This window comes from Limnohabitans sp. (assembly GCF_031538885.1).
GTDB lineage: Bacteria > Pseudomonadota > Gammaproteobacteria > Burkholderiales > Burkholderiaceae_C > Limnohabitans.
The window spans coordinates 1-19,838 of sequence record NZ_JAVKLW010000060.1; the positions used below are offsets into that span (position 1 = coordinate 1).

Annotated in this window: 22 protein-coding genes; 17 read left to right on the forward strand and 5 right to left on the reverse strand. The window is 56.7% G+C overall.

What is annotated here, in order from left to right; genetic code table 11:
• Window positions 1-323: 323 nt before the first annotated feature.
• The 4 genes from pyrC to RMS03_RS04365 all read left to right on the forward strand — a co-directional run bounded on the left by pyrC (window position 324) and on the right by RMS03_RS04365 (window position 4,484).
• Window positions 324-1,355 (forward strand): dihydroorotase, encoded by a 1,032-nt coding sequence (gene pyrC, locus RMS03_RS04350; RefSeq protein ID WP_310625878.1) that lies wholly within the window; start codon window positions 324-326, stop codon window positions 1,353-1,355.
• Window positions 1,340-2,296 carry a DUF3025 domain-containing protein gene (locus RMS03_RS04355; protein ID WP_310625879.1) on the forward strand — a complete coding sequence of 319 codons (957 nt, stop codon included), beginning with the start codon at window positions 1,340-1,342 and terminating at the stop codon, window positions 2,294-2,296. Before pyrC ends, RMS03_RS04355 begins: the two co-directional genes overlap by 16 nt.
• Window positions 2,297-2,424: 128 nt before the next feature.
• Window positions 2,425-3,300 carry a protease HtpX gene (htpX, locus tag RMS03_RS04360; protein WP_310625880.1) on the forward strand — a complete coding sequence of 292 codons (876 nt, stop codon included), beginning with the start codon at window positions 2,425-2,427 and terminating at the stop codon, window positions 3,298-3,300.
• 59 nt (window positions 3,301-3,359) lie between these two features.
• Window positions 3,360-4,484, forward strand: a complete 1,125-nt coding sequence (locus RMS03_RS04365; protein WP_310625881.1) for a hypothetical protein — start codon at window positions 3,360-3,362, stop codon at window positions 4,482-4,484.
• A gap of 90 nt (window positions 4,485-4,574) precedes the next feature.
• Here RMS03_RS04365 and RMS03_RS04370 read toward each other — a convergent pair whose 3' ends face one another.
• The 3 genes from RMS03_RS04370 to RMS03_RS04380 form a co-directional block, all read right to left on the reverse strand.
• Window positions 4,575-4,892 (reverse strand): hypothetical protein, encoded by a 318-nt coding sequence (locus tag RMS03_RS04370; protein WP_310625882.1) that lies wholly within the window; start codon window positions 4,890-4,892, stop codon window positions 4,575-4,577.
• A 576-nt stretch (window positions 4,893-5,468) separates the two neighbouring features.
• A complete protein-coding gene (locus tag RMS03_RS04375) occupies window positions 5,469-7,292 on the reverse strand; it encodes an FAD-dependent protein (RefSeq protein WP_310625883.1) in 1,824 nt (607 codons plus the stop codon).
• Between the two features lie 151 nt (window positions 7,293-7,443).
• The gene (locus tag RMS03_RS04380) at window positions 7,444-8,625 is read right to left on the reverse strand and encodes a porin (RefSeq protein ID WP_310625884.1); all 1,182 of its coding nucleotides are present in this window, start codon (window positions 8,623-8,625) and stop codon (window positions 7,444-7,446) included.
• 258 nt (window positions 8,626-8,883) lie between these two features.
• On the opposite strand from RMS03_RS04380, the gene coq7 reads away from it, so the two are divergent.
• Window positions 8,884-9,513, forward strand: coding sequence for a 2-polyprenyl-3-methyl-6-methoxy-1,4-benzoquinone monooxygenase (gene coq7, locus RMS03_RS04385; RefSeq protein ID WP_310625885.1), 630 nt, complete (start codon window positions 8,884-8,886; stop codon window positions 9,511-9,513).
• Window positions 9,514-9,522: 9 nt separating this feature from the next.
• On the opposite strand, the gene RMS03_RS04390 is transcribed toward coq7, so the two are convergent.
• Window positions 9,523-9,972, reverse strand: a complete 450-nt coding sequence (locus tag RMS03_RS04390) for an OsmC family protein (protein WP_310625886.1) — start codon at window positions 9,970-9,972, stop codon at window positions 9,523-9,525.
• A 72-nt stretch (window positions 9,973-10,044) separates the two neighbouring features.
• Between RMS03_RS04390 and RMS03_RS04395 the strand changes: the two genes are divergently transcribed.
• From RMS03_RS04395 to ilvA, 3 genes are all read left to right on the forward strand, one after another.
• The gene (locus tag RMS03_RS04395; protein WP_310625887.1) at window positions 10,045-10,248 is read left to right on the forward strand and encodes a stability determinant; all 204 of its coding nucleotides are present in this window, start codon (window positions 10,045-10,047) and stop codon (window positions 10,246-10,248) included.
• Window positions 10,226-10,504: a type II toxin-antitoxin system RelE/ParE family toxin gene (locus RMS03_RS04400; RefSeq protein WP_310625888.1), complete on the forward strand. Its 279-nt coding sequence runs from the start codon at window positions 10,226-10,228 to the stop codon at window positions 10,502-10,504. The genes RMS03_RS04395 and RMS03_RS04400 overlap by 23 nt, the downstream gene beginning before the upstream one ends.
• Before the next feature lie 144 nt (window positions 10,505-10,648).
• Window positions 10,649-12,238, forward strand: a complete 1,590-nt coding sequence (gene ilvA, locus RMS03_RS04405; protein ID WP_310625889.1) for a threonine ammonia-lyase, biosynthetic — start codon at window positions 10,649-10,651, stop codon at window positions 12,236-12,238.
• 16 nt (window positions 12,239-12,254) lie between these two features.
• Here ilvA and RMS03_RS04410 read toward each other — a convergent pair whose 3' ends face one another.
• Window positions 12,255-12,722: a type II secretion system protein N gene (locus RMS03_RS04410; protein ID WP_310625890.1), complete on the reverse strand. Its 468-nt coding sequence runs from the start codon at window positions 12,720-12,722 to the stop codon at window positions 12,255-12,257.
• A gap of 49 nt (window positions 12,723-12,771) precedes the next feature.
• On the opposite strand from RMS03_RS04410, the gene gspG reads away from it, so the two are divergent.
• The 9 genes from gspG (at window position 12,772) to gspN (ending at window position 19,836) form a co-directional block, all read left to right on the forward strand.
• Window positions 12,772-13,212 (forward strand): type II secretion system major pseudopilin GspG, encoded by a 441-nt coding sequence (gspG, locus tag RMS03_RS04415; protein WP_310625891.1) that lies wholly within the window; start codon window positions 12,772-12,774, stop codon window positions 13,210-13,212.
• Between the two features lie 20 nt (window positions 13,213-13,232).
• Window positions 13,233-13,748, forward strand: coding sequence for a type II secretion system protein (locus RMS03_RS04420; RefSeq protein ID WP_310625892.1), 516 nt, complete (start codon window positions 13,233-13,235; stop codon window positions 13,746-13,748).
• Window positions 13,745-14,158, forward strand: a complete 414-nt coding sequence (gene gspI / locus RMS03_RS04425; protein ID WP_310625893.1) for a type II secretion system minor pseudopilin GspI — start codon at window positions 13,745-13,747, stop codon at window positions 14,156-14,158. Before RMS03_RS04420 ends, gspI begins: the two co-directional genes overlap by 4 nt.
• Window positions 14,158-14,820 (forward strand): prepilin-type N-terminal cleavage/methylation domain-containing protein, encoded by a 663-nt coding sequence (locus RMS03_RS04430; protein WP_310625894.1) that lies wholly within the window; start codon window positions 14,158-14,160, stop codon window positions 14,818-14,820. Before gspI ends, RMS03_RS04430 begins: the two co-directional genes overlap by 1 nt.
• The gene (gene gspK / locus RMS03_RS04435; protein WP_310625895.1) at window positions 14,817-15,767 is read left to right on the forward strand and encodes a type II secretion system minor pseudopilin GspK; all 951 of its coding nucleotides are present in this window, start codon (window positions 14,817-14,819) and stop codon (window positions 15,765-15,767) included. The genes RMS03_RS04430 and gspK overlap by 4 nt, the downstream gene beginning before the upstream one ends.
• 94 nt (window positions 15,768-15,861) lie before the next feature.
• Window positions 15,862-16,998 carry a hypothetical protein gene (locus RMS03_RS04440; RefSeq protein WP_310625896.1) on the forward strand — a complete coding sequence of 379 codons (1,137 nt, stop codon included), beginning with the start codon at window positions 15,862-15,864 and terminating at the stop codon, window positions 16,996-16,998.
• Between the two features lie 220 nt (window positions 16,999-17,218).
• Entirely contained in the window at window positions 17,219-18,415 is a 1,197-nt protein-coding gene (gene gspL / locus RMS03_RS04445; RefSeq protein ID WP_310625897.1) for a type II secretion system protein GspL, read from the forward strand.
• Window positions 18,412-18,957 carry a type II secretion system protein GspM gene (gspM, locus tag RMS03_RS04450; protein WP_310625898.1) on the forward strand — a complete coding sequence of 182 codons (546 nt, stop codon included), beginning with the start codon at window positions 18,412-18,414 and terminating at the stop codon, window positions 18,955-18,957. Before gspL ends, gspM begins: the two co-directional genes overlap by 4 nt.
• A gap of 33 nt (window positions 18,958-18,990) precedes the next feature.
• Complete coding sequence (gene gspN, locus RMS03_RS04455) at window positions 18,991-19,836, forward strand: type II secretion system protein N (RefSeq protein WP_310625899.1); 846 nt, start codon at window positions 18,991-18,993, stop codon at window positions 19,834-19,836.
• Window positions 19,837-19,838: the final 2 nt, after the last annotated feature.

A 19,838-nucleotide genomic window follows, 5' to 3' on the forward strand; every position in this document is an offset into this window, starting at 1 on the left:
AAACTCTCGTCGACGTGTGCGTTTACTTTGCAGCTCAAAGCCGCTGATCGATAGGCTGGTTTGTTTCATGTGTATTCAACGCAGTCTATGGCGTTCACGCTGTCAGGGTTTACAAGAAGGTTATGCAGATGTTCCCTAGGTGAGCATCAACGTTCTTGGCTGTTGCAGAGTTGGCGTACCCACAGCCCTCATCCAACTTCGACACGTCGCAGTCTGTGGGTAGAGGGCTTGGGCTGGTGACGATTTGTGGTACGCCTTATGAGGAACCAGCCCAAGCCCTCTGCCCACCGCGAGCCCAGAAACAAAAAAGCGACAATCCAAGCATGACGCAAGAACTCACCATCACCAAACCCGACGACTGGCACCTGCACGTGCGCGATGGCGCTGCACTCCATACCGTGGTGCCCCACACCGCCGCCGAATTTGGCCGCGCCATCATCATGCCCAACCTCAAGCCTCCCGTCACCACAGCGGTGCAAGCGCTTGAGTACAAACAACGCATCTTGGCTGCCGCTCCCAAAGGCGTGAGCTTCGAGCCCTTGATGACGCTCTACCTCACCGACAACTTGCCCGCTGACGAAATCGCCCGCGCCAAAGACGCAGGCGTGGTTGCTGCCAAGCTCTATCCCGCAGGTGCCACCACCAACAGCGATGCGGGTGTGACCGACCTGCGCAAGACCTACCAAACCCTCGAAGCGATGCAAAAGGCGGGCATGTTGTTGTTGGTGCATGGGGAAGTGACCAGCGCTGACATTGACTTGTTTGACCGCGAAGCGGTGTTCATCGACACCCAGCTCATCCCGCTGCGTCGTGATTTTCCCGAACTCAAAATTGTGTTCGAGCACATCACCACAGCCGAAGCGGCGCACTACGTGGCCGACAGCGACAAATACACCGCTGCCACCATCACCGCGCACCACTTGCTCTACAACCGCAATGCCATCTTCACCGGTGGCATTCGCCCGCATTACTACTGCTTGCCTGTCTTGAAGCGTGAGACCCACCGCCAAGCTTTGGTCAAGGCTGCGACCAGTGGTTCGCCTAAATTTTTTTTGGGCACCGACAGCGCGCCGCACCCCGCACAGCTCAAAGAACACGCCACAGGCTGCGCTGGTTGCTACACCGCACATGCGGCCATGCCTATGTATGCCGAAGCGTTTGACAATGCAGGTGCGCTCGACAAGCTCGAAGGCTTCGCCAGTTTTTACGGCGCCGACTTCTACGGCCTGCCACGCAACACGGGCACGCTGACGCTGCGAAAAGAAAATTGGACCCCACCCGAAAGCTTTGCGTTTGGCGAGGCTGAGTTGAAGCCCTTGCGCTCTGGCGAGGCCTTGCCTTGGCGCGTGGTTTAAGTTCTAACAACGAAGGCTTTGCAGGCGCTGTCTTAGCCGAGATCGATTGGTCGCAGCCGTGGTTCGCCCCGTGGCGCGAACTGGGTGAACCTACTGCGCAGCAAGCGCTGCAACGGCAAAGCGTTGCCGAGGCCCTTAACGTAAACACATACGCAGCCAAGCGCAAGGCCAGCGCTGGATCGGGTGATATTGCGAGCGCAGCGAGCGTGAACACGACCAGTGCTGGCCTTGCGTTTGGCGAGGCCAAAGCAAACCCAGTCGAGCGAACAGTGGGCACATCAAACGAACAAGCCAAAGAAGTGACGTTCGTCCCCCAGTCAGCCCTTCCCGAAGACCGAGCCTACGAAGACTTCATCTTCAAAACACAGCAAGTCCCTACCCGCGACGGCCTACATGACTTCTTCAACGGCCTGTGCTGGCACCGTTTCCCACGGGCCAAGCGCCACTTGAACCAGCTACAAGCCGCAGAGATTGAAGCCCAAGGCATACGCGCCACACGCGGGTCCGTACGTGATGCGCTGACGCTGTTTGATGAAAATGCCGTTCTCATGCATGCGCCAGATGAGGTGTGGGTGACGCTGCAAGCGCGTAATTGGCGCAAGCTTTTTATGGACTTGCGCGACCAATGGCGACACGTTCACCTGGTGCTATTTGGCCATGCTTTGCTTGAAAAATTGGTCACGCCCTACAAGTCGATCACGGGTCATGTGTACCGCGTGGATAGCCGCATCAATCCACACGACGAAGCCGCACTCGACGCGTGGCTGGTGCAAGACCTACAGCCCGCCAAACTCGCCTCCAAACCCTATGAGCCACTGCCTGTGCTGGGCGTACCTGGCTGGTGTGCAGCCAATGCCGAGCGGGCTTATTACGACGACACAAAGGTGTTTCGCCCCACGCGTAAATTAGACCCCAAGGTACGCAAAGCGCCAGCGATATGAAGCGCCAAACCGTGCACAGCTTTACCTAGCTTTTGTGTGGGGTTTAAAAGCACTTGCATTGAATTACAAGAATTCGCCCCTACCATTCACGACAACGTACTTTTGTACTACCCGCTGAAAAGGAAACCATGAAACGCATTCTTCTGTTCGTCCTCACCAACCTCGCTGTCATGGTGGTGCTGGGGGTCGTCGCCAGTTTGCTGGGCGTCAACCGCTACCTCACCGCCAATGGCTTGAACTTGTCTAGCCTGCTGGGCTTCTCGCTCATCATGGGTTTTGGTGGCGCCATCATTTCGCTCTTGATGAGCAAGCCCATGGCCAAGTGGAGTACCGGCGCGCACGTCATCCACCAACCGAGCAACCCAGACGAAGCTTGGCTGGTCAGCGTGGTGCAGCGTCTGTCGGAACGCGCTGGCATCACCATGCCTGAAGTGGCGATTTACGACGGTGAGCCCAATGCGTTCGCCACGGGCGCTTTCAAAAACTCGGCCTTGGTGGCCGTGTCCACTGGCTTGTTGCAAGGCATGACCCGCGAAGAAATCGAAGCCGTGTTGGGCCACGAAATTGCCCACGTCGCTAATGGCGACATGGTGACGCTCACCCTCATCCAAGGCGTGCTCAACACCTTTGTGGTGTTCTTGAGCCGCGTCATTGGCTATTTTGTGGATGGCATGCTACGCAAGAACGACGAAGAGTCCAGTGGCCCCGGCATGGGCTACTACATCACCAGCTTTGTGCTCGACATCGTGCTTGGCTTTGTCGCCAGCATGATCGTGGCGTGGTTCAGCCGTCACCGCGAGTTCCGCGCAGACGAGGGCTCGGCACAACTCTTGGGCAACAAGCAGCCCATGATCAACGCCTTGGCCCGTTTGAGCAGCATGCAAACCGGCCCACTGCCTGCCGGCGTCGCGGCGATGGGTATCACGGGCGAATTGGGTAAGTTGTTTGCTTCACACCCTCCTTTGGAAGAGCGCATTGCAGCTTTGCAAAATGCACAAGGCTGAATGCTTGAAGCACCAAGAACGCTGCACACAAAGGGCATGTTTGAGATGAAGTTTTTTCTGTGAGCCAACCCTCACCACCTTGGACGGTCGCTGTGCGTCAAGCAGTGGCGACCGTTGCCATTCAGCCTGCTGCTGAACTCACGCCTGCACAAAAACGTTTCAACACCTTGTTGGCGAGTGTGTCGGCGTTGTCTGATGCCATTGCCACGTTAGAGGCTTTGTCCACGCAGCACCGCAGCAGCCACTTGAGCGCCATGAGTGCATTGAAAAACCAAGAAGACAGTGCACGAAAAAACCTGTTGCTGTTTCTAGATGGCCGTTTGCAGCAAGCCGGGCTAACCGCCACACACCGCAGCAGCGCCACGCAGATCATCTTGGCGTTGTGCGATGCATTGGCACACAAGCATGACGTGCAAGTGCAAGCGGTGTTCAACCAACACCACAGCGACGAAGACGCGCAAGCCTTGGCCGACGAAGCCCGCGCGGGTGCTGAACACGCGAAAGCCGTATTTGAAGATTGGTTTGGCAAGCCCTTGCAGGGCGCAGATGACTTGCACACCGCCGAAGCGGTGTTTGAAGCGGGCCTGCGTCAATACCGCGAGCAGCAACAGCGCTTAGATGACAAACGCCAAGCCAAAAAGGCGAAGAAGAAACCAGCGGTGCGTCAGCTTAAAGATGCGCAGCAAAAAATGGATGCAAACACCGCGATGCGCACCGTGTATCGGCAACTCGCCAGTGCCTTGCATCCCGATCGCGAACCCGATGAGGCCGAGCGCTTGCGCAAGACCGCGTTGATGAGCGAAGTCAACGCCGCGTACGACCGCAAGAACTTGTCGGAGCTGCTCAAGCTGCAACTGCACATGGCACAGATTGACAGCGCCGCCTTGAGCCGCATGGCGGACGACAAACTCAATGCCATGAGTCTCTTGCTCAAAGAGCAAGTAGAGGCACTGGAAGAAGACGAGGCACAAGCCGAGTTTGAAATTCGCCACTACCTCGGTGTGAACGAGTTAGACCACATCAGTGCTGAGAGCTTGACGCGCGCTTTAGCGATTCAATTGCGCGACAAAGAACATGAGGTTCACGCACTCGAGCGTGACCTACGCCGCATCCAGAACGAAGCAGAACTCAAACGCTGGCTCAAAGAGCAAGCCCAACGGGCCAAAGAGGCGCGGGCAGAGTGAGCAGATTGGGAGCGCTTGTTCTCAAAGTAAGCGCTCTACTTTTGCATGTCCAACAAAGTGGGTCTGTACACATGGATCAAGCGATTTTTCTTAAGCTGCCTTGCGCTGCATCTTGCGAGTAGCAGCAGGTTTAGCTGTTGCCACTTTTGCTGTCGCTCGTTTGATGGATGGGATACCGCGAGAGGCAGCGGTAGTCGCATGAACCTGTTTCATTTGGGTTTGCATGATTTCTTGCAACGCACCTGGCACGAAGCGGGCCAAGATATCGCGCATGAGCGGTTGATAGCCAACGCCGTGGAAGTGAGCAATTAGCTTGTATTGGTCGATCAATTGCTTGGGCAAACGGATAGAGATGGATTGCAAACCCAATGCCTCATCCAAGGCCATGTCATGTGCAATGTCAGCCACTGCAACATGTTCAGCACTTGCACCCAGTGCGCGGCCATCCCAAGCCGACTGTGCTTTCGATTTTCGATGTGTTCACGATGTTCTTCCTAGAGTATTGTTTTGTCAGTTAGCCGTGTCTGCTGTAAATGTCGATTTCTGTTTGATTCGGGCTAAAGGCGGATTTTAAATGAATAGCGCTCTCAGTTTGTATATACACTATTTTTAGTAAGCGGCCTTTGTTTGTAAAGGCCAGAAACCAACTTTGTTGGTGGGTTTGTTTTGTGTCTCTCACGTGTATCGGTCAAAAGGCGTCCAGCTCTATTTGAAAAGCACTGCTCTACTTCTTCGCGAGTTACTGCGTGCTTGATACTCAGCTTAGAAAGTATGTCGGGACTAATTTTTAAATTTTCCATAAACTAAAAATAGTTGATGAACGGTGTGATTTTACACATCACGTATATACAAATTGACCAACTTTGCAAGCGCTGGATTACTAGCCTGCAATATCAGGCTCCACCAGTTTCGCCAATTGCGCCAACGACTCGTCTCCTGAAAGTTGTGTGTGCAAAGTCAGTTGCGCTGCTTCAGCGTTGTACTTTAACGAGGCTGGGCCATGAGCTGACGCGCCAGCGCCTCGCCCACCTTGATGCCATCCACCCCTGCCGACAAAATGCCGCCTGCATACCCCGCGCCTTCGCCTGCGGGGTACAAGCCGGCAAGGGTGGGGCTTTGCAAGCTGTCGTCCTCGCGGGCAATCCGCAGGGGCGATGAGGTGCGGGTTTCGACCCCCGTCATCACTGCATCGTGCATGTCAAAGCCTTTGATTTTTTGGCCAAATATCGGCAGCGCTTCGCGCATGGCGGTGATGGCGTAGTCGGGCAAGGCGCTGTTCAGGCTCACCATCTTCACGCCCGGTTTGTACGACGGCGCCACACTGCCTAGCGCAGTAGACGCACGGTCGGCCACAAAGTCGCCCACCAGTTGCGCGGGCGCTTCGTAGCTGCTGCCGCCCAAGGTATAGGCGTGGGCTTCAAGTTGGCGTTGCAACACCAAGCCGGCCAGCGGGTGATAGCCGCCGGGCGCGTCGTGGGTGGTGTGGCGCACGGCGTTACCCATCTCTTGGCCCAGCTCGGCTTCAAACGCGGCTGGGTCTTGGGGAAAGTCGCTCGGGTCAATGCCCGCCACGATGCCTGCGTTGGCATTGCGCTCGTTGCGTGAGTATTGGCTCATGCCGTTGGTTACCACGCGGCCTGCTTCGCTGGTGGCGGCCACCACGGTGCCACCGGGGCACATGCAAAAGCTATACACGGCACGGCCATTCGCGGCGTGGTGCACCAGCTTGTAGTCGGCCGCGCCCAGCAGCGGGTGGCCCGCGTGCTGGCCCCAGCGTGCGCGGTCAATCACGCCTTGCGGGTGCTCGATGCGCACACCCACAGAGAAGGGCTTGGCCTCCATCGCCACGGCATGGCGGTGCAGCATGGTGAAGGTATCGCGCGAGCTGTGGCCCAGCGCCATCACCACATGGTGGGCAGGTAGGGTGTAGGTCTCGCCCGTGGCATGGTTGTGGATGCGCAGGGCTTGAATGGCACGGTGGGATGACGCGCCACCAGACGTGTGGTCGTAGTCGATATCCACCACGCGTTGCTCAAAGCGCACCTCACCACCCAAGCGAATGATTTCTTCGCGCAGCCCCTCCACCACCTTCACCAGTTTGAACGTGCCGATGTGCGGGTGCGCAGCGAACAAAATTTCTTCAGGTGCGCCAAAACGCACAAACTCGTGCATCACCTTGCGGCCCAAGTGGCGCGGGTCTTTGATTTGGCTGTACAACTTGCCGTCCGAGAACGTGCCTGCACCGCCTTCGCCGAACTGCACATTGCTTTCGACATTCAATATTTTTTTGCGCCACAAGCCCCACGTGTCTTTGGTGCGTTGACGCACGGTGGTGCCGCGCTCAATCACGATGGGCTTGAAACCCATTTGCGCCAACACCAGCGCCGCAAAAATACCGCACGGCCCAAAGCCCACCACCACGGGGCGTTCGCCTTCGTTCGTAGCCCATTCGCCGGGGGCATGTGCAGGCGCATGCCACGTCATGTCGGGCGCGGGTTGGATGTGTGAGTTCTTTTCATACTTGGTTAGCAGCGCTGCTTCTTGAGAAGCATCTACCAACGTGATGTCCACGATGTAGACCACCAACAAGTTTTGCTTGCGCGCATCAAAGCTGCGCTTGAACACATCGAGTGTGGCGATGGCGTCAGGCGACATACCTAAGGCCTCGGCGGCCAGTGTGCGCAGTGCATCCATCGGGTGTGGTGGGCGCAGTCGGTCGACCTCGGTTTCGGCAGGTGCATCAGCGGCGCGACGCGCCTCGACAGGCAGGGCAGACAGCGGGAGTTTGAGTTCTGAGAGTCGAATCATGGTGTATGAGGCCCGTAGTTATTGGGCAGGGCAGGTCACGTCAATGCAATGAATTATCTGTGACTTCACGCCATAAGAAAAACCCACCACGCTTGCGCGTGATGGGTTTGAAGCTTTTAAATCCTTGACTGGCTTTTAGCCAGCAGGGGGATTAGAAGCCGATACGGAGACCCAAAGCTGTACGAGCAAACTTGGTGTCTGTACCTTTGATAGCTGCAGGAGTCAATGCAGCGTTCATAGCACCGGCCTCGTCGTTGACAGACTCAGCACGGAAGTACAGAGCAGACATCTTGCTCAGTTTGTAATCAGCACCGAAGCCCGTGAATGTGGACTTCTTACCATCAGAGGCACCAGCGCTGGACTTCAACGAACCAGTTTGAGCCATCAAAACAGTTTGACCGAGGGTGTAAGTGGCAGACAAAGTTGTTGCACTGTTTTTAACTGAACCCGTGTCTGTTGTGTTGCTTTGGTTCAAGGCCATGAACTTCGCATTGCCCATGGTGTAAGCACCAGCCAATGTGTTCACTTTGTATACAGCCGTACCAGCAGCACCCGCGCTGGCGTTCACAGCAGAGATACCAACAAAGTCTTGCTTCAGCGCACTGTAAGAAGCAGCCCACGGACCGTTCGCATAGTTCAAGCCGAGTTCTTGAGTACCAACTTGATCGTAGGCGCCGACGGCAGTACTGAATGCGTTAGGTTGAGTGTTCAAGTTGTTTACAGACTTAGCGTCAAATGCAACCTTAGTAGCTTTGTCTTGCTTGTTCGACTTGTACAAAGTACCTTGGAAACCACTGAAAGTGGGAGTCACGTACTTCACGGCATTTTCAGCGCGAACTTGAGAAGTGCCTTGTGCGTCGTTGATGTACATGGTGCGGAAGCCCGAACCAATGGCTGTACCGAAAGGTTGGCCAGTCAAGAAAGTGCCCAGAGTGTTGTAGTTCACAGCGCCAAAGTGGATTTGACCGTATGTAGCAGACTCCAAACCAAGGCGGACTTCACCGTTGCCGAATGTGCCACCAGAACCGTTGATGCTGTCAGAGGGGGACTTGATGTTCACACCAGTAGAAGTACCTGTGTTTGCCAAGTTAGAGACCATGTTCCAGTCGGTTTCAACACGGAAAGTAGCACGCAAGCCACCGCCGAGGTCTTCATTACCGCGCACGTTCAATTGTGAAGTGCTAGAACCATTACCAGCCACGCCTGTAACGGAGTTGCCTTTGTAGTTAACAGATTGGTAACCAGCGTCAACGTTACCGTCGAGCTGAACAGAAGATTGAGCAAATGCAGAAGTAGCGGCCAATGCGGCCAATGCAACGAGGGTTTTTTTCATTTCAAGGTTCTCCAAGGTTTGAACAGGGGCTCTGGTGTTTCCCAAAGCCAACCTCCGTTTTCGGGAAGCTGCACGTATTGAACCAGAGGCTTGTCCCCCAGACTATGACAAGCGTCAAAAAATCGTCTTTTGCGTTGCATCTTCGCAACAAAACCCACCAACACCCCATGCAAACCCTTGAAATTGAAAATTTTGGCAAATCTCAGGTCTTTGTTGTTTTGTTTCCTATCGCATTCACACCCCCTTAAACTCAGGTACATGGACGCCCTACTCATTGCCGCCGACAGCGCCTTGCGCACTGTATTTGCCCGCCACCACGCCAACCGCCCCACGCCCGTGTGGGCTGCCGAGGTGCCGACACCCGCTGCGCTGACTGAAAGCCAAAAAGCTGAGGCCGCAGCGCTGATGCGCGTCAACCATGTGGGCGAGGTGTGCGCGCAAGCGCTTTACACCGCGCAAGCATTGGCCACCAAAAACAATGCCCTGCGCCAACACTTGACGACGGCATGCAACGAAGAAACCGACCATTTGGCTTGGTGCGAGCAGCGCCTGCACGAACTGGGCGGACGCACCAGCTTGCTCAATCCGCTGTGGTACGCAGGTGCTTTTGGCATTGGCTATGCAGCAGCCAAGGTGGGCGGTGACCGCATGAGTCTGGGGTTTGTGGTGGAAACCGAGCGTCAAGTCGAGGCTCACTTAGAAAGCCACCTAGGCCTACTGCCTGCGAATGACGGGCCCAGTCGCGCCATCGTGGCGCAAATGAAGGCGGATGAGGCGCAACACGCCAAAGAAGCACAACAAGCCGGCGCCGCAGAACTGCCCGACCCCTTCAAAGCCATGATGCAAGTGGCCGCCAAGGTGATGACCACCGTGGCGCATCGCATCTAAATCGCCAACTTAAGCCTCGACCAACTCGAAGCTGGTGGCAATTTCCGCCGTCTTGCCCAGCATGATGCTGGCCGAGCAGTATTTGCCATGACTCATAGCAATGGCGCGCTCCACTGCGTTGGCAGGTACGCCCTGGCCCGTGACGGTGAAGTGCATGTTGATTTTGGTGAACACCTTGGGGTCTTCGGTGGCACGCTCGCTGCTGATCTTGACGCTACAGCCTTGCACCTTGTGGCGGCCACGCTTGAGGATGAGCACCACGTCATACGCCGTGCAGCCGCCAGTGCCCGCCAGCAACAGCTCCATCGGGCGAGGTGCTAGGTTTTGCCCACCGTTCTCAGGCTTGGCCGAATCGGGTGCGCCGTCCATCGCCACCACATGGCCGCTGCCTGTTTCTGCAATAAAACCCATGCCTGAACGGGTGCCAGAGTTGCCGGTCCAGCTGACGGTGCATTCCATGTGTGTTTCTCCTGCGCGCCGCGCTTGAATTTTTATTGCCTAATGAGTAAACCATATGCTAGCCTATGAGATATGAGTGCAGTTGAAAACCCCATCGTTTCAGAGTTCTCGTCTGAAGAAGACGCGGCAACTTATGACGGCTGGCTGCGCCAAAAGGTGCAAGCATCCGTGGCTCACGCAGAGTCACCAGCCGCAAAACGTTTCAGCAGCGATGATGTCGTGCGCAAAGTAGCCGCCACGATAGAGACTGAAAATGCAAAGCGTCGCCTGGCTTGACACTGCCGTTAACGACCTTGATTGCATCGTAGCGTTCATCGCCAAAACTAACCCTGCTGCAGCAACAAAACTAGCCGCTCAATTGATTGAAGACGCCGATAACCTTGGCATCTTCCCCGCGCACTACCGCAGAGGACGCGTCGCTGGTACACATGAGTTCGTAAGCCATCCCAATTACGTCATCATTTATCGCCACACGTTGCACGGGATAGAGATTCTGAACACCGTTCACTCGCGCCAGCCGTATCCAAATTGATGGGGGAAACAGAAAATTTGTTGCAGTGCAACAAATTTTGCATACAATTGGGGCTTGTCTCCTCCACCCTCAAAAGTGGATTCAACCCCGAGTTGCAAAACTCGGGGTTTTTTTTCGCGTTTTTTCATAAGAGACAATTGCGCCATGTCTACCCGCACTCCCAAAGCGCGCGCCTTGCAGCCCGCCGATTACCTGAAAAAAATATTAACCGCTCGTGTGTATGACGTGGCGAACGAATCTGCGCTGGAGGTGGCCCAAAACCTGAGCCGCCGAATTCACAACACCGTGCTTCTAAAGCGGGAAGACCAGCAGCCTGTGCACAGCTTCAAGCTGCGCGGCGCGTACAACAAGATGGCACACCTCACGCCCGAGCAGTTGAAGAAGGGCGTGATTTGCGCCTCTGCTGGCAACCACGCACAAGGCGTGGCGCTGGGTGCCAAGCGCTTAGGCACGCAAGCCATCATCGTCATGCCCACCACCACGCCGAGCGTAAAGATTGAAGCCGTCAAGGCTTTGGGTGGCGAGGTGGTGTTGGCAGGCGACAGCTACTCGGACGCGCACCAGCATGCGCTCACGCTCGAGAAGAAAAACGGCATGACCTTTGTGCACCCGTTTGACGACCCTGATGTGATTGCGGGCCAAGGCACGATTGCCATGGAAATGCTGCGCCAGCTCCAAGGCCTGAACATTCACAAATTAGATGCCGTGTTTGTGGCCATCGGCGGTGGCGGCCTGATTGCCGGCGTGGCCAACTACATCAAGGCTGTTCGCCCCGACATCAAAGTGATTGGTGTGCAAATGGACGACTCGTCGGCCATGATGCAGTCGGTGCAAAAAGGCAAACGTGTCACGCTCAACGATGTGGGCTTGTTCTCAGACGGCACTGCGGTGAAGCTGGTGGGCGAAGAAACTTTCCGTGTGTCGAAAAACTTGGTCGACAGCTTCATCACGGTGGACACCGATGCGGTATGTGCCGCCATCAAAGACGTATTTGTGGACACTCGCAGCATCGTCGAGCCCGCCGGTGCTTTGGCCGTCGCGGCCATTAAGCAATACGTGGCCGAGCACAAAACCAAGGGCGAAACCTACGCTGCCATTTTGTGCGGCGCGAACATGAACTTTGACCGCCTGCGCTTTGTGGCCGAGCGTGCCGAAGTGGGTGAAGAACGCGAAGCCTTGTTTGCCGTGACCATCCCCGAGCAGCCGGGCAGCCTGCGTCGTTTTTGTGAGCTGATTGGCAAGCTGCCCAGCTTTGGCGGCAGCAAATCGCCGCGCAATGTGACCGAGTTCAATTACCGCATGAGTGACCAAGCCAAAGCCCATGTGTTTGTGGGCTTGACCACAGGCGCCAAGGGCGAAAGCAGCAAAATGGCGGCGCACTTCACCAAGAGTGGTTTTGAAGCGATTGATTTCACGCACGACGAATTGGCCAAAGAGCACATCCGCCACATGGTGGGCGGCCATTCATCACTCGCACACGAAGAGCGCATCTTGCGTTTTGAGTTTCCTGAGCGTCCCGGTGCGTTGATGAAGTTTTTGCTGGCCATGCGCCCCGGCTGGAACATCAGCTTGTTTCACTACCGCAACCAAGGCGCGGACTATGGGCGCATCTTGATGGGCTTGCAAGTCCCCAAGACTGACAACAAAGCGTTCGCCACTTTCTTGGATGCGCTGGGCTACCCCTATGTGGAAGAAACAAAGAACCCTGCGTATCGTTTGTTCTTGCAACGCTGAACACCGACCGTCGAGCCTACTTTTTCGCCGGTAACTCCAACGCCAGAGTTGTCGGCCCATCTACCGCTGCACCGAGGCTGATGCGACGTGCTTGGGCGGACTGCAACACCAGACCATCGGCCACCACCGTGCCCACGCGGTAGGGCTTGGCAGGTTTGCCGTCCACCACGATCAGTGCCGCGCCTTGCGACGCGTCGCCCGCCAACACGCCTTGCAACTGAAATCGACTAGCCAAACTAGGCGCAGCCGCTGCGGCCACGGGTGCCGCGCCCAAGCTGCGTGCTGCGGCAGCGACATCGACCTCGGGCAAGCCCTGCGCCAGCACCATGGCGGTGCTGGGGCTGGCACCCATGGCAGACCAACGCAAGCCCCACGTCACCGCGCTGAAGGCCACCGCAGCCCACACCAGCAGCGAAACAGCAGGCAACGCCACCCGTGACGCGGTGTTGAAAACAGGGGCAAATGAAGGGCGGTAGATAAGCATCCACAGATTATGATTCAACCTTGACAAGAGAACTTTTGAAATACTCGTTATGCCCACTTCCCAGACAAAACCAAAAATCAAACGTCAACGCGGCTTCACGCTGATTGAGTTGATGGTGGTCCTCGCCATCATTGGTGTGCTCGCTGCACTGGTCGTGCCCAATGTGCTCAACCGGGCCGACGACGCACGCGTGACCGCCGCCAAGACCGACTTAGGCAACCTGATGCAAGCCCTCAAGCTCTACCGCTTGGACAACCAAAACTACCCCACAGCCGAGCAAGGCCTCAGCGCCTTGGTGGCCAAGCCCACAGCAGGCCCCTTACCGTTGAACTGGAAGACCTACGTCGACAAGCTGCCCAACGACCCTTGGGGCCGTCCTTACCAATACATGAACCCCGGCTTGAAGGGTGAAGTCGATGTGCTGTCTTTGGGCGCAGACGGCCAACCCGGTGGCGAAGGCAAAAACGCCGACCTCGGTAGCTGGCAATAAACCACACGTCCACGCCAACCATGCAGCGCCAGCGCGGCCTCACCCTGTTGGAGCTGTTGGTGGTCATGGCCATCATTGGCGTGTGTCTGTTGGGGGTCAGCCTTTCCTTGCGTGACAACCAGCAAACTCAGTTGGAGCGCGAAGCACAACGCTTGGTGGCCGTGCTAGAAGCAGCCCGCGCCCAGTCGCGCACCAGTGGCATCCCTTTGGTGTGGGAGGCCAAGCCCGAAGGCTTTGTCATTCGCACACCCCGCCCACTTAGTGCCGTCCCCGTCCCCGTCTCTGCCATCATCGACACACGCGCCCCCTTCGCGCCCCGTCATCAAGCCTGGCTGACCGTCGGCACACAGGCCACGGTGCTGCGCAACACCATCACTGCATCCAGCAGCAGCCAAATCAACCTTGTGGTGCTAGGCCCCGAGCCCATTCTTGCGCCCACCCGCATCAGCCTTCGTCTACCAGCGACACGCAGCAATGCAGCCTCAACCCTCCACATCGGCACGGATGGTTTGCAACCCTTCCACGTTGAGCCATGAACTCGTCACGCACACGCGCCCGCGCCTCACCTCTATGCCAAGTCACGCGGCGGCCAAACCTCGCACACGGCTTCACGCTGATCGAGGTGTTGGTGGCATTGGCGATTGTCTCGATCGCCTTGATGAGTGGCCTCAAAGTCAGTGGGGCACTCACACGCAACGCCCAGCGTCAAACCGATGTGATGCTTGCGCAAATTTGCGCCGACAACGCGTTGAATCAACTGCGCCTCTCGCAACAATTGCCCAGCGTGGGCGACAACCGCGTGGCCTGTCCGCAAGTCGAGCGCAACTTCGAAGTGGCCCTGACCGTGCGCACCACACCCAACCCCGCCTTCCGACGCATCGACGCGCAAGTCTTTGACGCGGCCACGCCTGTGCTGAACATCACCACCGTGTTAGGACGCTACTGATGCGAGCACAACGCGGCTTCACCCTCATCGAGTTGCTCATCGCCATCACCCTTATGGCCGTGTTGGCGGGCTTGAGTTGGCGTGGGCTTGACAGCCTGATACGCAGCCGCGACATCACGCAAGCACAAGTCAACAAAACCGCTGTCGTGCAAACCGTGTTGGCCCAATGGCAGGCCGACCTCAACGCGGTGCATCCTGCCCCCCCACTCAACAACGATGGTGTGCAGTGGGATGGGCGCACACTTCGCATGACGCGTCGCGCCGCCACAAACCCAGCCGATGGCGCCGATGCTGGTTTATGGGTAGTGGGCTGGACCTTGCGCAACAAGCAATGGATACGCTGGCAATCACCCCCTGTGCGAGACCATGCAACCCTCCAACAGGCATGGACGCAGGTCGACCGATGGGGGCAAACCCCCGGCAGCGAAGATGCCGCGCTTGAAACCGTCTTACTGCCACTGGAGGCATGGCAACTGACCTATTTTCGGAGCAACACATGGGTCAACCCGCTGTCGAGCAGCAGTAGCCTGGACAAAGACAGTAGCCAAGGTGCGCTACCCGACGGAATTCGACTCAAAATTGATCTGCCCAACAACACTGGCATGCGTGGCAGCATCACCCTCGACTGGGTCCGCCCTAACTTTAGCAACACCAAAACATGAAGTCGCGCACACCCCTGACGCAACGCGGCGCGGCGCTACTGGCCGCCATGCTGACCGTGGCTTTAATTGCCACTTTTGCAGCTGGTGCGCTCTGGCAGCAATGGAAAGACCTTGAAGTGGAAAGTGCCGAACGCCAGCGCTCACAGGCACGCTGGCTACTGACGGGGGCACTTGATTGGGCGCGCGTTATTTTGCGAGAAGATTACCTTGCAGATAACAACACCAACACCCAGACCACCCACCTGGCAAAACCTTGGGCTGTGCCGCTACAAGAAATTCGCATGTCTAGTTTCCTAGCCGCAATGCCCGGCGACACTGGGAGCCGTCTTGACGATACAAAATTTACTCAACAGGTTTTTTTATCCGGTGAAATCAAAGACTTGCAAGGTCGCTTGAATATCATCAACCTGCTACAGAGCGATCAGCTGGATAGCAAAACTGCTGTCGCGTTCGAACGTTTGTTTGATGTACTAGGCATCCCCCCAGATCAACTCAAGCTACTGACCCAAGGTTTACTCGCAGTACAAAAGCAAAACAGCAGCTCGCCACTCTTGCCGCAGCGTATCAACCAACTCAGTTGGTTTGGCCTATCACCCCATGCGTTGCAAACACTTGGCCCACACATCACCGCGCTCCCATCTGGCACCACAGTGAACCTGAACACGGCTAGCGTACAAGTGCTGTACGCCAGCGTGCCCGGTTTAAGCCTGTCTGATGCAACCCGCTTGGTACAACAACGGGAACATCAACATTGGAGCGATGTAGGCATGTTTCAGAAGGCCTGGGGTGGCGGTATTGATCTCAAAAACACCCATGATGTCAAAAGCACTTATTTTGAAGTTCTGGGACGCTTGCGCATGCCACACACCACCCTACAAGACCTCTCGGTTTTACAGCGCGAAGGGGCTACGGTGAAGGTGCTGTGGCGCGACTTTGGCATTCAATGAACGAACATAGGCCTCAGCCACAGCAGTAAGGATTCGGGTTTATATTTTCTGAGGTAAACTCAGTTACTTACAAACAACGACCTAAGGAGACTTAATGTTTAAATTTATTGCAATGTTTTTTGCATTTCTTGCTGCTGCAAGTTTTGCAAACGCACAAGAATACTATGACCTAGCCCTCGTTCGTGCCGATGGCATGAAGATTGTTCTGAAACATCTAACCAACAATCGCGCAGGACAAGCCTTTTACCTCTACAACGAACCTGGCTATTCAAACTCCAATACCAAGCTACAAGACATGGATGCCGCTTCGGTTATTTTGGGTTTAGGTAGTCCCAACAACATCACCGACGACAACCGCTCACGCATCATGCAGGACCCCAACACAGGGCGCAACTACAAGGTGAGCTTGCCAACACTGGGTGAAATTCGGAATTTGCGCAACGTTCACGGTGGCCGCCCCAGCAACTGGCGTGGCAATTTAGACAACCACTACGAGTTTTGGACATCAACAAAAACCACTTCTGGTATGCATAAAACCTTGGACATAGATAACGGACAACACAATGACCGCTGGGACTGGGGTATGCGCGTGCTGGCCCTCACGGTTCAAGAAGAGGTGAGCGACAACCGTGTTTGTTTTTATGAGCACACCAATTACGAAGGTAAATCCAAGTGCTTTACGAATGGCAACTACACCGACTTAGGCAACTACCCCAGCGAAGGCGGCTCTGCGGTCAATACTTTTAGCTCGGTGAAATTGGGTGCCAGTTGCACGCGGGTGAGCATTAAGGAGTCCGCGTACACACCAGCCGCTACCTATTCTGAAAACACGACTCAGTTTTTTTATCAGGGCTATAACGACAGGACAGGGATAGTCAATGTGACGTGCACACAAGATTTGGCGACGCAGGATCCTTATTCTGTTTGCTTTTTTGAGCATCCCAATTACCGCGGACGTTCAAAATGCTTCACTAATGGAAGCTACCCAACGGTAGGCAACTACCCCGATGGCACCAACGCAAACGACACTTTCAGCTCCTATTCCATAGGGGCAGGTTGCAAGGGTTATGGAAGGATTATTTTTTACACAGGCGAAAACTACACTGGTTCTGACGCCGAGACTGCCGTAGGGAACGCGTCTGCTACAGACCCCATTCGGCGCCAGCCCGTGTTGGATCAGTACTGGAACGATAGATTTTCATCGATTGTATTTAATTGCCTACGGCCTTGATGTAGCACCCGAGCCCGCGTTTTGACTCGCGCGGGCATGCAGGGTTTTAGATAAAAGTGGCGGATATTCATCCGCCATTTTTTATTTATACAACACACAATGCATAACGCCTATGCCTTGAAATCTTTCACACGACCATCGGTTTAAAATGAAAGTTGTAAATAAAGCATACAAGCGGCGGCTATTATGGCGCGTGTGAACTGCTGAAATCTCTATCCTCATGCTGCTCATCGCACTCCCCCACTCTGCCAACACCACCTCAGCAGGCTACGCCCATGTTCATTCAGGCGGGCACAGCGTCTTGCGCAGTGCCACGGGGGCGGCCAGCACCTTGTCGACCCATGCCGGTGAAGTGGTGGCCGTGCTGCCCTATAGCCGCTTGGCGTGGTTGCGTGTGCAACTGCCGCCCGCCAGCCATGGTGCCCGCTTGCCCCATGTGCTGCATGGTTTGCTAGAAGACCGTTTGTTGGATGAGCCGCAACACCTCCACATCGCGCTCCCACCTGACGCCGAGCGCGTGGCCCGCACAGGTGGCACCCTACTGGTCGCGGTGTGCGACAAACAATGGCTGCGTGATGTCCTCGCCCCCCTGCAAGCGGCAGGGCTCACCGTGCAACGCCTCGTGCCCGAGTTGTCCCCCAGCGACACCCCGCTGCTGCATGTCATGGGTGAATCTGAGCAGTCATCTAGCGTCTTCAGTCATGCCGATGGCCTCACCCTTTTACCCCCCAACACCGCCCATTGGTCGGCCTTTGCCGGACTCGCCACCGACACGCTGCAAATTCACGCCGAACCCGCGATGGTGGCGCGTGTGCAAGCCACGCTGCAACGCCAGCCCCTGCTACAAAGCGCTGCGCAGCGCTGGGTGCAAGCCAGCCAGTCGGCATGGGATTTGGCACAAGGCGAATGGGCACAAGGCCGCGCACAACACGCACAACGGCAAATCCAAGCCGCCTGGCAAACGCTGCGACACGCACCTGCTTGGCGGCCTGTGCGCGGGGGCTTCACCGCGCTCTTGGTGCTGCACGTGGTGGGGCTCAACGCCTTGGCTTGGCGCGAGCGCAGTGAGATCAACGCACAACAAGTCTCGCTGCAAAGTATTTTGAAAAACACTTTCCCCGCAGTCACTTTGGTCATCGACGCGCCGCTGCAAATGCAGCGCGAAGTGGATGCGTTGCAACAAAAAACAGGCATCGCCTCGCGCACCGACTTCGAGCCCCTGCTGGCCGCTTTCGCAGACGTGTTGCCTGCGGGCCAGACCCCCTCACACATCCACTTCACCCCACACAGCTTGCGCGTGCAAGGCGTCACTCTCGACGCCAACGCACCCAGTACGCCCGCGCTCAAAACCCAAGGCCTGCAACTGCGTCAAGACGGCAACGACACCTGGGTCTTACAAGCGGAGGCCGCGCCATGAACGCATTCAGCCGCACACACCAACAACTGCGCGCACACGCCAACGCCCGCTGGCAAGCCCTGAGCCCACGCGAACAACGCATGGTGACCGTGCTAGGCGTGCTCGTCGGCGTGTTGTTGTTTTGGGCCATCGCGGTGGCACCTGCGCTCCACACCCTGCGCGACAGTGCGCAGCGCCGCACCCAGATCAACCAACAGCAAGCCCAGATGCTGGCCTTGCAACGCCAAGCCCAAGCGCTCCAAGCACGCACCCCCCTGTCGCGGGACGAAGCCCTGCGCACCTTGCAAAGCCTCGCCCCCAACGCGCAGATGCAACTCAATGTGCAGGGTGAACGTGTGGCCGTGCAACTCAAGGCGGTGCCTGCCGCCACGCTGGCGGATTGGCTGACACAAGCGCGCCAACAAGCCCAAGCCTTGCCGGTGGAAGCACGCTTGACGCGCAACAGCCCCGCCAACACCGCCGTGTCCACCGCCTCTTCGGCCACGTTGGTGTGGGACGGCAGCCTCGTCTTGCGCCTACCCAGCCGCAGCGCCGCGCCTTAACGCCACACCCCGACACCCGCACCTCTGTCTGACATGCAACGCCAACGCGCCACCCCACCGCACCACAAGCCCCGCCACCGCTGGGCTTGGACAGGCGCGGGCCTAGGGTTGGCACTGGCACTCATCACCCAAGCCCCCGCGTATTGGTTGACACAAACCGTCGAGCATCTCAGTGGCGAGCGCATGCTGCTGCAAGACCCGCAAGGCACGGTGTGGCAAGGCTCGGCACAGTGGGTGCTCAACGAAGGTCCGCTCAACACGGCAGCCTCATCCCACACCGCGCAACTGGCCAACACCACGGCCCTGCCTACACGCGTCACATGGCAACTGGGTCCCCGTGTGGACTTGGCCCACCTGCGCCTAACGCTTAGCGCCACGCTCGCCTCGGCTTGCTGCACACCGCAACCTTTGCAGATGGAGATCTCTCCCATGTGGCTTGGTGTGCGATTGACCATGAGCGACCGCACCTCCAACTGGCCCGCGGCATGGCTCGTGGGCTTGGGCGCACCTTGGAACACTGTACAGCCTGAAGGTCAGATGCAGCTACAAACCCAAGGTCTGCAATGGACTTACCAAGCAGGTCAAACACAAATGCAAGGACAAGCCGAACTGCAACTGCAACAGCTCGCTACGCGTCTGTCCACTTTGCGTCCTTTGGGCAGCTATCGCCTGCGTGTGCAAGGTGGGGACACCGTTGCACTCACCCTCGACACCCTCGATGGCAGCCTACGCCTAGAAGGTAGCGGCCAATTACAAAACGGACGTGTGCAGTTCAATGGCGAAGCCTCCGCCACGCCCGATGCACAAGCAGCCCTCTCTAACTTATTGAACATCCTTGGTTCACGCCAAGGTGCCAAATCGATTTTAAAAATGGGTTAACA

Bases quoted from the DNA above. Each gene is read 5' to 3' on its own strand.
- RMS03_RS04375 (WP_310625883.1), bottom strand. From the start codon at position 7,292: ATGATTCGACTCTCAGAACTCAAACTCCCGCTGTCTGCCCTGCCTGTC.
- RMS03_RS04430 (WP_310625894.1), top strand. From the start codon at position 14,158: ATGCGAGCACAACGCGGCTTCACCCTCATCGAGTTGCTCATCGCCATC.
- RMS03_RS04380 (WP_310625884.1), bottom strand. From the start codon at position 8,625: ATGAAAAAAACCCTCGTTGCATTGGCCGCATTGGCCGCTACTTCTGCA.
- RMS03_RS04390 (WP_310625886.1), bottom strand. From the start codon at position 9,972: ATGGAATGCACCGTCAGCTGGACCGGCAACTCTGGCACCCGTTCAGGC.
- gspK (WP_310625895.1), top strand. From the start codon at position 14,817: ATGAAGTCGCGCACACCCCTGACGCAACGCGGCGCGGCGCTACTGGCC.
- pyrC (WP_310625878.1), top strand. From the start codon at position 324: ATGACGCAAGAACTCACCATCACCAAACCCGACGACTGGCACCTGCAC.
- gspG (WP_310625891.1), top strand. From the start codon at position 12,772: ATGCCCACTTCCCAGACAAAACCAAAAATCAAACGTCAACGCGGCTTC.
- RMS03_RS04440 (WP_310625896.1), top strand. From the start codon at position 15,862: ATGTTTAAATTTATTGCAATGTTTTTTGCATTTCTTGCTGCTGCAAGT.
- htpX (WP_310625880.1), top strand. From the start codon at position 2,425: ATGAAACGCATTCTTCTGTTCGTCCTCACCAACCTCGCTGTCATGGTG.
- ilvA (WP_310625889.1), top strand. From the start codon at position 10,649: ATGTCTACCCGCACTCCCAAAGCGCGCGCCTTGCAGCCCGCCGATTAC.
- gspM (WP_310625898.1), top strand. From the start codon at position 18,412: ATGAACGCATTCAGCCGCACACACCAACAACTGCGCGCACACGCCAAC.
- gspN (WP_310625899.1), top strand. From the start codon at position 18,991: ATGCAACGCCAACGCGCCACCCCACCGCACCACAAGCCCCGCCACCGC.
- gspL (WP_310625897.1), top strand. From the start codon at position 17,219: ATGCTGCTCATCGCACTCCCCCACTCTGCCAACACCACCTCAGCAGGC.
- RMS03_RS04410 (WP_310625890.1), bottom strand. From the start codon at position 12,722: ATGCTTATCTACCGCCCTTCATTTGCCCCTGTTTTCAACACCGCGTCA.
- gspI (WP_310625893.1), top strand. From the start codon at position 13,745: ATGAACTCGTCACGCACACGCGCCCGCGCCTCACCTCTATGCCAAGTC.
- RMS03_RS04395 (WP_310625887.1), top strand. From the start codon at position 10,045: ATGAGTGCAGTTGAAAACCCCATCGTTTCAGAGTTCTCGTCTGAAGAA.
- RMS03_RS04420 (WP_310625892.1), top strand. From the start codon at position 13,233: ATGCAGCGCCAGCGCGGCCTCACCCTGTTGGAGCTGTTGGTGGTCATG.
- RMS03_RS04400 (WP_310625888.1), top strand. From the start codon at position 10,226: ATGCAAAGCGTCGCCTGGCTTGACACTGCCGTTAACGACCTTGATTGC.
- coq7 (WP_310625885.1), top strand. From the start codon at position 8,884: ATGGACGCCCTACTCATTGCCGCCGACAGCGCCTTGCGCACTGTATTT.